Annotated in this window: 11 protein-coding genes; 10 read left to right on the top strand and 1 reads right to left on the bottom strand. The window is 61.9% G+C overall.

Annotated elements, in window-relative coordinates:
• Nucleotides 1-64 precede the first annotated feature (64 nt).
• Entirely contained in the window at nucleotides 65-1372 is a 1308-nt protein-coding gene (gene xylA / locus ASD31_RS24000; protein ID WP_056340105.1) for a xylose isomerase, read from the top strand.
• A 198-nt stretch (nucleotides 1373-1570) separates the two neighbouring features.
• Nucleotides 1571-3085, top strand: a complete 1515-nt coding sequence (locus ASD31_RS23995) for a globin-coupled sensor protein (RefSeq protein WP_056340101.1) — start codon at nucleotides 1571-1573, stop codon at nucleotides 3083-3085.
• Nucleotides 3086-3146: 61 nt separating this feature from the next.
• Here ASD31_RS23995 and ASD31_RS23990 read toward each other — a convergent pair whose 3' ends face one another.
• Nucleotides 3147-4178 carry a LacI family DNA-binding transcriptional regulator gene (locus ASD31_RS23990; protein ID WP_056340098.1) on the bottom strand — a complete coding sequence of 344 codons (1032 nt, stop codon included), beginning with the start codon at nucleotides 4176-4178 and terminating at the stop codon, nucleotides 3147-3149.
• Between the two features lie 165 nt (nucleotides 4179-4343).
• On the opposite strand from ASD31_RS23990, the gene ASD31_RS23985 reads away from it, so the two are divergent.
• The 8 genes from ASD31_RS23985 (at nucleotide 4344) to ASD31_RS23950 (ending at nucleotide 15162) form a co-directional block, all read left to right on the top strand.
• Nucleotides 4344-5870 carry a sugar ABC transporter ATP-binding protein gene (locus tag ASD31_RS23985; RefSeq protein WP_056340096.1) on the top strand — a complete coding sequence of 509 codons (1527 nt, stop codon included), beginning with the start codon at nucleotides 4344-4346 and terminating at the stop codon, nucleotides 5868-5870.
• 71 nt (nucleotides 5871-5941) lie between these two features.
• A complete protein-coding gene (locus ASD31_RS23980) occupies nucleotides 5942-6946 on the top strand; it encodes an ABC transporter permease (protein ID WP_056340092.1) in 1005 nt (334 codons plus the stop codon).
• Between the two features lie 68 nt (nucleotides 6947-7014).
• A complete protein-coding gene (locus ASD31_RS23975) occupies nucleotides 7015-7968 on the top strand; it encodes a substrate-binding domain-containing protein (RefSeq protein WP_056340089.1) in 954 nt (317 codons plus the stop codon).
• A gap of 367 nt (nucleotides 7969-8335) precedes the next feature.
• Nucleotides 8336-9388: a sugar phosphate isomerase/epimerase family protein gene (locus ASD31_RS23970; RefSeq protein WP_056340086.1), complete on the top strand. Its 1053-nt coding sequence runs from the start codon at nucleotides 8336-8338 to the stop codon at nucleotides 9386-9388.
• A 56-nt stretch (nucleotides 9389-9444) separates the two neighbouring features.
• Nucleotides 9445-10626 carry a Gfo/Idh/MocA family protein gene (locus ASD31_RS23965; RefSeq protein ID WP_056340084.1) on the top strand — a complete coding sequence of 394 codons (1182 nt, stop codon included), beginning with the start codon at nucleotides 9445-9447 and terminating at the stop codon, nucleotides 10624-10626.
• Nucleotides 10627-10843: 217 nt separating this feature from the next.
• Nucleotides 10844-12217, top strand: a complete 1374-nt coding sequence (locus tag ASD31_RS23960) for a GH1 family beta-glucosidase (RefSeq protein WP_056340081.1) — start codon at nucleotides 10844-10846, stop codon at nucleotides 12215-12217.
• Between the two features lie 64 nt (nucleotides 12218-12281).
• Complete coding sequence (locus ASD31_RS23955; protein ID WP_056340712.1) at nucleotides 12282-12839, top strand: NADPH-dependent FMN reductase; 558 nt, start codon at nucleotides 12282-12284, stop codon at nucleotides 12837-12839.
• 121 nt (nucleotides 12840-12960) lie between these two features.
• On the top strand, nucleotides 12961-15162 hold the full coding sequence (locus ASD31_RS23950; RefSeq protein WP_056340078.1) for a putative bifunctional diguanylate cyclase/phosphodiesterase: 2202 nt from the start codon (nucleotides 12961-12963) through the stop codon (nucleotides 15160-15162).
• Nucleotides 15163-15197: the final 35 nt, after the last annotated feature.

The following is a 15197-nucleotide window of genomic DNA, read 5'->3' as shown; positions in this document are numbered from 1 at the left end:
GAGGGTGCCCGATAGGGCGGATGAGGGGCATTCCAAAATTCCAACGACACATCAGGAGAAAACCATGAGCACAGGCTTTTTCGGCGATATCGCCAAGATCAAATATGAAGGCACCGACAGCACCAATCCGCTGGCCTTCCGCCACTACAATCCGGACGAGATCGTCCTTGGCAAGCGCATGGAGGACCATCTGCGGTTTGCCGTCGCCTATTGGCACAGCCTTGTCTGGCCGGGCGGCGACCCCTTCGGCGGCCAAACCTTCGAGCGTCCCTGGTTCGATGACAGCATGAAGGCGGCCAAGCTGAAGGCCGATGTCGCCTTCGAACTCTTTTCGCTGCTCGGCGCGCCGTTCTATTGCTTCCACGATGCCGATGTGCGCCCGGAAGGCAGGAATTTTGCCGAAAACACCAGGAACCTCGAGGAGATCGTCGATTACTTCGCCAAGAAGCAGTCCGAAACCGGCGTCAAGCTGCTCTGGGGCACGGCGAACCTGTTTTCCCACCGCCGCTATATGTCGGGTGCCGCCACCAATCCGGACCCGGATGTCTTTGCCTTTGCTGCGGCAACGGTGAAGACCTGCATGGATGCGACGCTGAAGCTCGGCGGCCAGAATTACGTTCTCTGGGGCGGTCGCGAAGGCTATGAGACGCTGCTCAACACCAATGTGAAGCAGGAACTCGACCAGCTTGGCCGCTTCGTCAACATGGTGGTCGAATACAAGCACAAGATCGGCTTCAAGGGCGCCATCCTGATCGAGCCGAAGCCGCAGGAGCCGACCAAGCACCAGTACGACTACGATGTCGCCACGGTCTACGGCTTCCTGAAGGCCTACGGGCTGGAAAACGAGGTCAAGGTCAATATCGAGCAGGGCCATGCGATCCTTGCCGGCCATTCCTTCGAACACGAGCTGGCGCTGGCCAATGCCTATGGCATTTTCGGCTCGATCGACATGAACCGCAACGACTACCAGTCCGGCTGGGATACCGACCAGTTCCCCAACAATGTGCCGGAAATGGCGCTGGCCTATTACCAGGTCCTGTCGGGCGGCGGCTTTACCACCGGCGGCACCAATTTCGACGCCAAGCTGCGCCGCCAGTCGATCGATCCGCAGGACCTCCTGATCGGTCATATCGGCGGCATGGATTGCTGCGCCCGGGGCCTGCGCGCCGCGGCGAAAATGGTTGAGGACAAGGCGCTGTCCGGACCGCTGGATGCGCGCTATGCCGGCTGGAAGACGCAAGAGGGTCAAAAGCGTCTGACCGGCATGTCGCTGGAAGAGATCACGGCCTATGTCGAAAAGACCGATCTCAACCCGCAGCCGAAATCCGGCCAGCAGGAGCTGCTCGAAAACGTCGTCAACCGCTACGTCTGAACGTATTTCCGCAGATTATCCAGGGGGCGCCGCGGCGCCCCCTTTTCGTTGCCCGATCCGCCATGGTGCGTCATTTTGGACAGGCCTCCTTCAGTCATTCTTAACGATGAAATCCTAACACCGGCCATCTTGCGTATTTCCTGCCGACATGACGTCGACGTCGCAGTCGCATTCTCTCCAACGTCAAAGGATGGCAGCATGACTGCAAAGGGTTCCACAGGCCGTGATCTGAGCGAGCGGCTGGATTTCGTCGGCCTCGGCAAGGCAGAGCGCGATGCGTTGCGCAAGGCAAAGCCTGTCATTGCCGCCTCGCTCGACGGCGCTCTCGATGCCTTTTACGCAAAGGCGACCGCCCATCCGGTGACCGCGAAATTCTTTGCGAGCGACGCCCATGTGAAGAGCGCCAAATCGCGCCAGGTCCGACATTGGGAAAAGATCGCCTCGGCCGATTTCGATGCAGATTATGTCGATGCCGTCACCTCCGTCGGCCGGATCCATGCACGCCTTGGTCTCGATCCCCGCTGGTATATCGGCGGCTATGCGCTGATCGTCGAATCCATCGTCCGGGCGGTTGTCGAAAAACATCTCGACGGCTTTCTCCACAGGAAGAAGGCGAAGGATGTCAGCCTCGATATCACGGCCGTCATGAAGGCCGCCTTCATCGACATGGATTACGGCATCTCGGTCTATCTCGAAGCACTCGAGGAAGCCCGCGTCCAGTCGGAGACCGAGCGCCGGCTGCATGCCGAACAGCAGGATCACGCGCTTGCGGCGATCGAGGCGTCGCTGGCACGTCTCGCCGGGGGCGATCTGACCGCCACGATCGACGACGAACTGGCGCCGCAGTTCGAAAACCTGAAGACCAATTTCAACAGCGCGCTGGCAACGCTGGACAGGGCGCTCGGCTCGATCGTCATGGCCGCCGACGAAACCTCCGGTAATGCCGGCGAATTGGTAACAGGCACGGACAATATGGCGCGCCGAACCGAACAGCAGGCCGCGTCGCTGGAGGAAACCGCGGCAGCCCTCGAGGAAATCACCACGATCTCCCGGGAATCCGCCAGCCGCACCGAAGAGGCCCGCCGCGTCGTCGGCCATGCGACCGCCGAAGCGCGCAAGGCCGGTGAAGTTGTCGGCCAGGCAGTGTCGGCGATGGGCGCCATCGAGGATTCCTCGCGGCGGATCACCGAGATCATCGGCGTCATCGACGAGATTTCCTTCCAGACCAATCTCCTGGCGCTGAACGCCGGGGTGGAGGCCGCCCGTGCCGGCGATGCCGGCAAGGGCTTTGCCGTGGTCGCCCAGGAAGTCCGCGCGCTGGCCCAGAAATCCACCGACGCGGCCAGGGAGATCAAGTCGCTCATCGACAAATCCTTCGCCGATGTCCTGACCGGCGTGACCCTCGTCAACCGGACCGGCGAGGCCTTGACCGTGATCGGCCAGCAGGTCGAACATATCAATGGCCATATCGACGCTATCACCACCTCGGCCCGCGAACAGGCGATCGGCATCGGCGAGATCAATACGACGGTCGGCAACATGGACCAGATGACCCAGCAGAATGCGGCCATGGTCGAGCAGACCAATGCCGCCACCCATAATCTGATGCGGGTCAGCACGACGCTGAAGGACCTTGCGGATCAGTTCACCGTGTCCAACGCGCAAGCCTTCGAACTGATCGCCCGCCCTCCGGCAATGCGTCGCGCCGGCTGAGCAGGGTGTCGGCGGACTGACGGGGCGCTGATGGGCTTGCCCATCTTTCAGGCTTCGGTATTCAGCGCTTTATCCGTTGCCGCGGCGGCGCGGCGACCGAATTGCGAACGATGAGATCCGGGCGCAGCAGGATCTCCGTTTCGGCCGGCTGCCCGCTGGACAAGAGTTCCAGCAGCAAGGCCATGGCATGCTTGCCGATCAGCGTCCGCGGCTGGCGAATGGTGGTCAGCGCCGGCGACATGAAGCTCGCCTGCGGCACGTCGTCGAAACCGGTCACCGAAAAATCGCGGGGGATGTCATAGCCGCGCGCACCAAGGCCGATCATCACCCCGATCGCGGTCTGGTCGTTGACGCACATGAAGGCGGTCGGCAGCGTATCGCGCATGAATAGCCGTTCGACGGCAAGCCGGCCGCTTTCGATCGTGCCGTCGCCTTCGAGCACGATGCGCTGATCGGCGCTAACGCCGGCCGCGTCGAGCCCGGCTTCATAGCCCATGCGCCGCCGGCCATAGGCGAGCCGCGTGCGGGAATCGCCGATGAAGGCGATGTTGCGGTGGCCCTCGGCAACCAGGAGGTCGATCGCCTTGCGGGCGCCTTCCATGTCATCGACGCCGACATAGGGAATGCCGCCATTGAACACCGGTTCGAAGACGCCGACGCTCGGCGGCAGGCGCGCGGTCATGGCCTGATGGCCAAAGGGCAAGATGCCGGTGAAAAGGATCAGCCCAGCGGCCTGATTTGAGTTGAGAAACTTCAGATATTCCAGCCCGCGCTGGGCATCGTTCTGGGTATGGCCGATCAGCACGCCATAGCCATGCGAGCGCGCCTCGTTCTCAAGGCCAACCAGAATATTGGAAAAATTCGGGTCGCCGATATCGGGAGCGACGACGAGAATCATGTTCGACCGGCCGAGCCTGAGGCTCCGGGCCATGGCATTTGTCGTATAACCGGTGACGGCGATCGCCTGGTTGACCTTCAGCCGCGTCGAGTTTGCCACCTTTTCCGGCGTGTGGATCGCCCGCGAGACCGTCGCGATCGAAACCTCAGCGATCCGGGCGACGTCTTCGATGGTTGCCGGCGTGGAATTCGACACTGCGCTCTGCCTTGGTTTTAGTCTCGGCGGGACGTTACACAGACTCCCCGAGAGGTCAAAGGCCAGGCGGCGAAATTCGGTGTTATGCAAGGATGTAAACCTTTACATGGTCTATGTAAAGGTTTACATAGGGCTCAAGCGGATGGGAGCCGCATGGGAGGAATCATGAATTCGAAGACCGGCGACGTCGGCAGCGTGGTGCTGTCCGCGAAGCGAATAAGCAAGTCGTTCAACGGCGTGCAGGTGCTCTTCAGTGTCGATTTCGATCTCCGTGCCGGCGAAATTCATGCGCTGATGGGCGAGAATGGCGCCGGCAAATCCACTCTCGTCAAGATACTTTCCGGTTTCGAGCAGCCGACCTCGGGTGAAATTCTCCTCGATGGCCGTCCTGTCAAGCTGCCGCCGAACGGCGCGGCCGAAGCGCTTGGAATTGTCATCATTCACCAGGAATTCAATCTGGCCGAACACCTCACCGTGACCGAGAGTCTGTTTCTCGGCCGCGAAGTGACCCGTTTCGGCGTGCTTGACCGCAAGCATATGCGCTCCGAAACGCGCCGCGTCCTTGATCTCCTCGGTTCGCATATCGACGAAAATGCGATGATCAGTTCGCTTTCCATCGCCGACAAGCAGATGGTGGAGATCGCCAAGGCGATCAGCCGCGATGCCCGTATCGTTTTCATGGACGAACCCACCGCCGTCCTGTCGCGCGAAGAGACCAATTATCTGTTCAAGCAGGTGCGCAAGCTGCGCGATCTGGGCACGGCCTTCGTCTTCGTATCCCACAAGCTCGATGAAGTGATGGAATTGACCGACCGGGTGACGGTCCTGCGCGACGGGCAATGGATCAAGACCTCGCCGACCGCGATCCTCGACGGGGAGTCGATCGCGCAGCTGATGGTCGGGCGCGAACTGTCCAAGCTTTTCCCGGCCAAGAGCGAGCCGAATGTCGATGAGGAGATCATGCTCAGCGTCAGCGGGCTTTCGACCGGCTATGTCCGCGATGCGAGCTTCGATGTGCGCAAGGGCGAAATTCTCGGCTTTTCCGGCATGATCGGATCGGGTCGCACGGAGCTGATGGAGGCGATCGCCGGATTGCGGTCGCGCGCCTCCGGTGAGGTGACGATCAACGGCGTGCCCGTGTCCTCCGGCGATGTCCATGCGGCAAACCGATCCGGCCTTGCCTATATGACCAAGGACCGCAAGGCCAAGGGCCTGCTCCTCGGTTCGCGGATGACCGCCAATCTGACGTTGCAATCGCTCGATAAGCATGGCCAGCTCGGCTATCTCAGTCCTGCAAGCGAGGCCGCCGCCCTGGAGCGGGCGCGCCGCCGCTTCGATATCCGGGTCCGCGACGGCAATGTCGTTGCCGGCCGCATGTCCGGCGGCAACCAGCAGAAGCTGCTGCTTGCCAAGGTGATGGAGACCGAGCCGGACATCATTATCATCGACGAGCCGACGCGCGGCATCGATGTCGGCACCAAGCAGCAAATTTATCATTTCATCTCGGCGCTCGCCCGTGATGGCCGTGCGATCATCGTCGTCTCGTCGGAGATGCCCGAGGTCATCGGCCTTTGCACGCGTGTCGCGGTCATGCGCGAAGGCCGGATTGTCGGCATGCTCGAGGGGGATGAAATCTCCGAGCAGGAGATCATGCGCTACGCGGCGGGCTTGAAGAAAAAGACGGCTGCGTGACCACGAAGAGGTTGCGGGCCGGGCACTGTCGGTAATTCCCAGGGACAATGGGACGGGAGATTGGGTTGGATATGAGTGTCAACGAGGAAACCAGGGAAATCCGTCGCCGAAGCTGGCGTGATGTCGATCTTCGGGCTGTCGCGCCGTTTGTGGCGCTCGTGCTGCTGCTCATTCTCGGCGCGCTCGTCAATCCGAATTTCATCGGCATCAACAACCTCGCCAATGTCGCGACCCGCAGCGCCTTCATCGCTATCATCGCCATTGGTGCGACCTTCGTGATCTCCTCGGGCGATCTCGATCTCTCGGTGGGGTCCATGGTCGCCTTCGTTGCCAGTCTGATGATCCTGTTCATGAATTCGGGCGTGATTGCCGATCCGGCGCTGATGTTGACGGCGGCGATGGTCCTTGCCGTCGTCGCGGGCTGCGCTTGCGGCCTTGCCAACGGCCTGGTGACGACGGTCGGCCGGATCGAGCCTTTCATCGCGACCCTCGGCACGATGGGCATCTATCGCGGCCTGACGACCTGGCTGTCGCAGGGCGGTGCAATCACGCTGCGTGATCCCGCGCTGCAGGAAATGTATCGGCCGGCCTATTTCGGTTCCATTCTCGGCTTGCCGGTTCCCATCGCCGTCATTCTCGCCGTGACCTGCGTGGCGGCTTTCGTGCTCTATCGCACCCGCTATGGCCGGCATGTCGTCGCCGTCGGATCGAACAGCGACGTCGCGCGTTATTCCGGCATTCCGGTCAATCGCGTCCGCACCATCGCCTTCGTCATCCAGGGCCTCTGCGTGGCCATCGCCGTCCTTCTCTATGTGCCGCGTCTCGGCTCGACATCGGCCACCACCGGCATCCTGTGGGAATTGCAGGCGATCACGGCCGTTGTGGTCGGCGGAACCGCGCTCAAGGGCGGGGCCGGCCGGGTATGGGGCACGATCTGCGGCGCCTTCATCCTCGAGCTGGTCGGCAATATCATGCTGCTTTCCAACTTCATCAGCGAATATCTGATCGGGGCCATCCAGGGCGCGATCATCATCATTGCGATGCTCGTTCAGCGCTCGCTGGTGCGGAAATCGTGAATAACCGGGTTCATGGGTCGCCCGGTCTTGAGACTGCAAGGACCCGAATTCACTAGGGAGAGAGAAACATGCGTAAAGCACTATTGAGCGTTGCGGCCATCGCCATCATGGCGTTTGCCGGCGCTTCCCACGCGCAGGAAGAAAAGAAGGTCACGATCGGCGTCTCGATCCCGGCCGCCGACCATGGCTGGACCGCGGGCGTCGTGTTCCACGCGGAGCGTGTCGCCAAGCTTTTGATGGAACAGCATCCGGGCCTCAACGTGATCGTCAAGACCTCGCCGGATCCGGCAAGCCAGGCGAATGCCGTGCAGGACCTCGAGACCCAGGGCATCGACGCTCTCGTCATCCTGCCGTCCGACCCGGATCCGCTGGTCAACGCCATCAAGGAAGTCAAGGGCAAGGGCACGTTCGTCGCCATCGTCGACCGCGCGCCGAGCGTCAACGACAATACGGTCCGCGACCTCTACGTGGCCGGCAACAACCCGGCGCTCGGCCAGACGGCCGGCGAATACATCAAGGCAACGACGCCGGACGCTGAAGTCGTCATCATCCGCGGGCTGCCGATCCCGATCGACCAGGCGCGCCAGGACGGCTTCGACAAGGGCATCGAAGGCTCCAATGTCAAGGTTCTCGACCGCCAGTTCGGCAACTGGAACCGCGACGATGCCTTCAAGGTCATGCAGGACTATCTGACCAAATACCCTAAGATCGACGTGGTCTGGTGCCAAGACGATGACATGGCCGTCGGCGTTCTCCAGGCCATCGAGCAGGCCGGTCGCACGGACATCCAGTATGTCGTGGCCGGCGCCGGCTCGAAGGACATGATCAAGAAGGTCATGGACGGCGACAAGATGATCCCGGTCGATGTGCTCTATCCGCCGGCAATGGTTGGTACCGCGCTCGAAATGACCGTCGCCAACTTCTACGGCCAGGTCCCGGTTCGTGGCGTCTATACGATCGATGCGACGCTCATCACCAAGGACAATGCGAAGGACTACTACTTCCCCGAGTCGCCGTTCTGATCTGACGAGAAACAAAGCGCTCGGGACATGATGGCCCGGGCGCTTTGCCGACGATGCCGACGCACCATCGACAAGCCACGCCGCACTCTTTCGTCATCCTCGGGCTTGACCAGAGGATCCATGTATCGCCGCGAGCTCCGCGTGGATGGTCGGGTCAAGCCCGACCATGACGATGGAGAGGGAAGCGGGTGCAAGCGAAGGAGGGTTTGTAAGCCCACCCGTTGCTCCACCGTTGTGTTGATACTGCAATTCCGCATTGCCCATCCGGCCAAAGGCCGATAGCTTTCCGTATGCTGCGGTACGTACCGCAAAAATAACATCTTAGACCGGCCGGAGACGCGGTCGGGTCCATGGGAGGATGATACCGATGAAGACCATCAAGGGCCCCGCGCTTTTTCTCGCTCAGTTCGCCGGCGATTCAGCGCCCTTCAATTCCTGGGACGGGATCACCAAATGGGCGGCCGATTGCGGCTATAAGGGCGTGCAGGTGCCGAGCTGGGACGGGCGGTTGATCGATCTTCGCAAGGCGGCGGAATCGAAGGCCTATTGCGACGATCTGGCCGGCCAGGCGCGCGCCAACGGCGTCGAGATCACTGAGCTTTCCACCCATCTCCAGGGCCAGCTCGTGGCCGTGCATCCGGCCTATGACGAAGCCTTCGACGGTTTCGCGGTGCCGGAGGTGCGCGGCAATCCGAAGGCGCGGCAGGAATGGGCGGTCGAGCAGGTGAAGCTTGCGCTGACGGCATCGAAAAATCTGGGCCTCACTGCCATGGCCAGCTTTTCCGGCGCGCTCGCCTGGCCCTTCGTCTATCCCTGGCCGCAGCGGCCGGCCGGCCTTGTCGAGACGGCCTTCGACGAACTGGCGAAGCGTTGGAAGCCCATCCTCGACCATGCCGAGGATTGCGGCATCGACGTCTGCTATGAAATTCATCCCGGCGAAGACCTGCATGACGGCATCACCTACGAGATGTTCCTGGAGCGCACCGGCAACCATGCCCGCGCCAACATGCTCTACGACCCCTCGCATTACGTGCTGCAATGCCTGGATTATCTCGACAATATCGACATCTACAAAGACCGCATCCGCATGTTCCACGTCAAGGACGCGGAATTCAACCCGACCGGCCGGCAGGGAGTCTATGGTGGCTTTCAGAACTGGGTGGACCGGGCAGGGCGGTTCCGCTCGCTCGGCGACGGCCAGGTGGATTTCGGCGCGATCTTCTCGAAAATGGCCGCCAATGATTTTTCCGGCTGGGCCGTGGTCGAGTGGGAATGCGCCTTGAAGCACCCGGAAGACGGCGCGCGCGAAGGCGCCGAATTCGTCAAGCACCATATCATCCGCGTCACGGAAAAAGCCTTCGACGATTTCGCCGGCGGCGGCACCGACGAAGCGGCCAACCGGCGTATGCTGGGGCTGTAATCGACTTTCGGGGGTAAAGCCTCCACGAGTACATTGCCAATTGAGGAGATAATCTCATGCCTATCGAAGGAACCACGGAGATCCGCAAAAAGCGCATCCGGCTCGGCATGGTCGGCGGCGGCGCGGGCGCTTTCATCGGTGGCGTCCACCGCATGGCGGCCCGGCTTGACGATCATTTCGAGCTGGTTGCCGGAGCGCTGTCCTCGACCCCGGAAAAGGCCAAGACATCGGGCGCCGAGCTTGGTCTCGATCCGCAGCGCAGCTATTCCGATTTCAAGGAAATGGCCATTCGCGAGGCCAAGCTGAAGAACGGCATCGAGGCCGTGGCCATCGTCACGCCCAACCACGTGCATTACGAAGCCGCAAAGGAATTCCTCAAGCGCGGCATCCATGTGATCTGCGACAAGCCGCTGACCTCGACGCTTGCCGATGCCAGAAAACTGAAAAAGCTGGCCGACGAAAGCGATGCGCTGTTCGTGCTCACCCATAATTATACCGGCTATCCGATGGTGCGCCAGGCGCGCGAGATGATCGCCAATGGTGAGATCGGCGCTGTGCGGCTGGTGCAGATGGAATATCCGCAGGATTGGCTGACCGAGGATATCGAGAGCAGCGGCCAGAAACAGGCTTCATGGCGCACCGATCCGGCGCGCTCCGGCGCGGGCGGCTCCACCGGCGATATAGGCACCCATGCCTATAATCTCGGCGCTTTCGTCTCCGGCCTCGAACTGGAAGAGCTTGCCGCCGATCTCGACAGTTTCGTGTCCGGTCGCACGCTCGATGACAATGCTCATGTGATGATGCGCTTCAAGGAGAAGGGCGGCCAGCGCGCCAAGGGCATGCTCTGGTGCAGCCAGGTGGCGCCCGGCAACGAGAACGGTCTGATGGTCCGCGTCTATGGCACCAAGGGCGGCCTTGAATGGGCGCAGAAGGATCCGAACTATCTCTGGTACACGCCGTTCGGCGAGCCCAAGCGCCTGATCACCCGCAATGGCGCCGGTGCCGGCCCGGCCGCCGCCCGCGTCAGCCGCATCCCCTCCGGCCATCCGGAAGGCTATCTCGAAGGCTTCGCCAATATCTACTCCGAAGCCGCCCGCGCCATCTTTGCCAGGCGCAAGGGCGAAGCCGTCGATCCGGCTGTCGTCTATCCGACAATCGACGACGGCATGAAGGGCATGGTCTTCGTCGATGCATGCGTGCAGTCTTCGAAGAAGAACGGCGCCTGGGTGAAGGTGTAGGAAATTCCCTTCTCCCCTTGGGGAGAAGGTGGCCCGAAGGGTCGGATGAGGGGGCGCCCGGAATGGGCGGAGACACCCCCTCATCGCCTCGCCTGCGCTCGGCACTTCTCCCCGCTGGGGAGAAGTGAAATGCCGCGACATCGAATGTAATCCCGTTGACATCCACGTCCACATCTTTACTGCAACGTTGCAGTTCCCTTGTTGTCTGGAGCCTCCCATGACCGACCCAAAAATCCTTGCCGCGCGCTTTCCGGGCGACTTCCTGTTCGGCGTGGCCACGGCCTCTTTCCAGATCGAAGGCGCCACCAAGGAAGATGGGCGCAAGCCGTCGATCTGGGATGCCTTTTCGAACATGCCGGGCCGTGTCCATAATCGCGACAATGGCGATATCGCCTGCGATCACTATCATCGGCTGGAGGACGATCTCGACCTGATAAAAAGCCTCGGCGTCCAGGCCTATCGGTTCTCGATCGCCTGGCCGCGCATCATTCCCGAAGGCACCGGCGCGGTGAACGAGAAGGGCCTGGATTTCTACGATCGCCTCGTAGACGGCCTGAAGCGGCGCGATATCAAGGCCTTTGCCACGCTCTATCACTGGGACCTGCCGCTGGCCCTGATGGGCGATGGCGGCTGGACGGCGCGCAGGACCGCCTATGCTTATCAGCGCTATGCCAAGACGGTGATGGCCCGGCTCGGCGATCGGCTCGATGCGGTGGCGACCTTCAACGAGCCCTGGTGCTCCGTCTGGCTCAGCCATCTCTACGGCATCCACGCGCCGGGCGAGCGCAGCATGGATGCGGCGCTGCATGCGCTGCATGTCACCAATCTCGCCCATGGCCTCGGCGTCGCCGCCATCCGGGAGGAGTGCCCGAACCTGCCGGTAGGTATCGTCATCAATCCCATGCATATCTATGCCGGTAGCGACAGCGTCGACGACCAGGCTGCCGCGGAGCGCGCCTTCGATTTCCACAACGGCGTCTTCTTCGGCCCGGTCTTCAAGGGCGAGTATCCGGAGAATTTCCTGTCGGCGCTCGGCGGCCGCATGCCCGAGATCGAGGACGGCGACATGGCGACGATCAGCCAGCCGCTCGACTGGTGGGGCGTCAATTATTACACGCCGATGCGGGTGGGCCATGATCCGGCCGAAGGCGCCGAATTCCCCGCGACCGTCAGTGCCGCGCCGGTGAGCGACGTGAAGACGGATATCGGCTGGGAGGTTTTCCCGCAAGCGCTTGGTGATCTGATCCGCACCGTCAATGCGCGCTATGCGCTGCCGGATTGCTACATCACCGAGAACGGCGCCGCCTATAATATGGCTGTCGAAAACGGCGCGGTCGACGACCAGCCGCGCCTCGATTATATCGCCGAACATCTGTCCGTCACCGCCGACCTGATTGCCGAGGGCTATCCGATGAAAGGCTATTTCGCCTGGAGCCTGATGGATAATTTCGAATGGGCCGAAGGCTATAAAATGCGCTTCGGCATCGTCCATGTCGATTATGCGACGCAGGTCCGTACCATCAAGAAGAGCGGCCACTGGTACCGGCAATTGGCGGCGGAATTTCCGAAAGGTAATCACAAGGCGGGGTGACAGCGATGCGGGAAGCTGCATCATGGCCGCAACCGATTCTGTTGCCTGGAAAGCGGAGAAGATGATGGCTGGTCCGCTTGTCCTTTATGCGCTCTGCGGCAGCCTGCGGGAAAGTTCGAAAAACCGCGCCCTGCTCGAAGCGCTGCTAGAGGCTGCGCCGGCGGACGTCGCCATCGAAATCTGCGATCTCCTCGGCCAGCTGCCGATCTTCAATCCCGACCTCGAGGGCGAGGCGACGCCGGCCTCGGTCACGGCCTTCGCGGCGAAGATCGCCGCCGCCGACGGGCTGATCATCGCCTCACCCGAATATGCCCATGGCATTCCCGGCGGATTGAAGAATGCGCTGGACTGGCTGGTTTCGCGTGCGGAAATTCCGCACAAGCCGGTCATGCAGGCGCACGCCTCCCAGCGGGGCGATCATGCGCTCGATGCGCTGACGGAAGTTTTGAAAACCATGTCCGTGCGTCTGGTCGGGTCGGCTTTCCTGCGCGTCGATCTTCTCGGCAAGACGCCCGATCAGCTTCGGGCGATCCTGACGGACACAGGGACGCAGGCGACGCTGCAGGTAAAGCTGCGCCGGTTCGCGCAGGAGATAGGGCAGGAAGATATATCCGCCCTGTAACCGCCGGTCTTGCCGTCCGTACAAAATCCGTCTGGCGCTGTGGACATTCTGGTGCAATTACAGGTTTTCTGGTGTTCCGCGTAAAGATTTTGGAATGTTTTTGCTGACAGCATGTTTGCATATGCGCACGTTCTTCGTCAATTTTCCAAGTTCGATCCGGTTGAAGCGGCAGCATGTGGCATTGCTGCTGCTGGCGTCCTTTGCGGTCGTCGTCGTCGCTGTCATGATCGTGGTGCTGACGGCCCTGCGCACGGTCGCCGTCACCGCCAATGCACTGGACGAGAACCGCTCGCACCAGGCCGTCTCCGGTGCGCTCACTACGCTGCAGAACCAGATGGCCGCCTTCATGGTCGATTACACCGTCTGGGACACCGCCGCCGAAGCGGTCTATGCCCCGGGCGCGGACGAATGGGTGCTGGAGAATTTCGACCTCGCCAACGAGGACTCCGATATTTTCGATACTGCCTATCTCATCGGCCCCGATGAAAAAGTGCTGATGGCGTTCCAGCGCGGAAAGCCTTTCGACGTTCCGCCGGCGGTTTTCCTGTCTCCCGCCTTTGCCGGCATGATGAAGGCGGTGCGTGATGCCGGCCTGGGCGACGACGCAACCACGGCTGGCTTTGTCACGACGGATGAAGGTATTGCGCTCGTCGGCCTATCGACTATTCGCGGTGTTTCACCACGGGTGCAGGTGCCGCCCGACCAGTTGCAACAACTGGTCTTCGTGCGCCAATTGAACCAGGAAAAGATCGACGAGATCGCGCAAACCTATGTGATCCCTGGGCTGGCGCTTGTCGAGGCGCGGCAGATGCCGCCCGAGGCGACATTGATCAGGGATCCGGACGGGCGTGTGATCGCCGGCCTCACCTGGGCCACGCAATCGCCGGGCGATATCAGCTATAACGAGGCTCGGCCGCAGGTCATCGCCGCGATCGCCCTTGTTGGGGCGTTCATCTTCGCGCTGGTCCTTGCCGGCTTCTTCGTCATCGGCAAGCTGCGCAGCGACGAGGCCGCCGCCCGCCGGATGGCGCTGACCGACCGGCTGAGCGGACTTTCAAATCGCACCGGCCTTTCCAGAAGTTTGAAGGACATGATCCTTCGGGCGGGGCAAAGCCGTGGCGACGTCATGTTGTTCTATCTCGACATGGACGGCTTCAAGGAGGTCAACGACGTCTATGGACATGCGACCGGCGATCTCCTGATCAGGAGCGTGGCGGCGGGCCTCAAATATCTCGTGCCGGAAGGGGGCGTCCTTGCGCGGCTGGGCGGCGATGAATTCGCCATCGCCTGCCCGCTGGAGCGCGGCCGGCAACCGGCCCATGCCGTCGATGCCCTGATCCTGGATTTCTTCAGCGATCCGTTCCCGATCGGCGAGCGCAATGTCGTGATCGGTGCCAGCATTGGCATCGCGCTTTCCGCGCTTGGCTCGGTCGATGCCGATGAGCTTCTCCGGCGCGCCGATATCGCCCTGTACAAGGCAAAGGCGGAGGGCCGCGGCCGGGCCATCGCCTATGATGCCGGCATGGACGCCGCGCTGGCCGAGCGCACGGCGATGGAGGCGGCCCTGCGCGCCGGCATTGCCAGCGGCGAGTTTTTCGTCGTCTACCAGCCGGTCGTCGATGCCCGTACGCATGTCATCACGGGGATCGAAGCGCTGCTGCGCTGGAAATCGGCGCGGCTGGGTATGGTTTCGCCCGAGGTTTTCATACCGGTCGCCGAGTCCACCGGCCTGATCGACAGGCTGGGCCTGTTCGTGATGGCGGAGGCCTTGAGGGTCGCGAGCATGTGGCCCGGAATCGGCATTTCGATCAATGTCTCGCCCGCCCAGTTCCGCAATCCGTCGTTCATTCCCGGCGTTGCCGGCCTGCTTGAGAAAAGTGGTGTCGGCCCCTCCAGGGTGACGCTGGAGGTGACCGAGGGATATTTTATTCACAATCCCGCCCATGCGCGTGAAACCCTCCAGGCGCTGAATGCGCTGGGCCTGCGCATCGCGCTCGACGATTTCGGTGCCGGCTTCTCCAGCATCGGCTATCTCCGGCAGTTCCAGTTCGGCCGGTTGAAGCTCGACCGGTCGATGATCCTCGCGCTCGAGGACATGCCGCGCGGCCGGGAAATGCTGCAGGCGACGCTGGCGCTCGCAGCCGCGCTGGAAATCCCGGTCACCGCCGAAGGCATCGAGACGGAGGAGGACGCGATCTTCCTGCGGCTTTGCGGCTGCGATCAGTTGCAGGGCTATTTCTTCTCGCGTCCGGTCGGCGAGGAGGCGCTGCCGGCGCTTCTGTCAGGCAATGCCAGTGCCGCGCCAGCCAGGCTTATGGCCTGACCTCTTAGGCCTGACCTCTTTGGGCTTGGCCTGAC

It is taken from the genome of Rhizobium sp. Root482 (assembly GCF_001426565.1).
Classification (GTDB): Bacteria; Pseudomonadota; Alphaproteobacteria; order Rhizobiales; family Rhizobiaceae; genus Pararhizobium.
The sequence above is the reverse complement of the archived record's forward strand: the minus strand, read 5'-3'. Positions and strand labels throughout refer to the sequence as shown.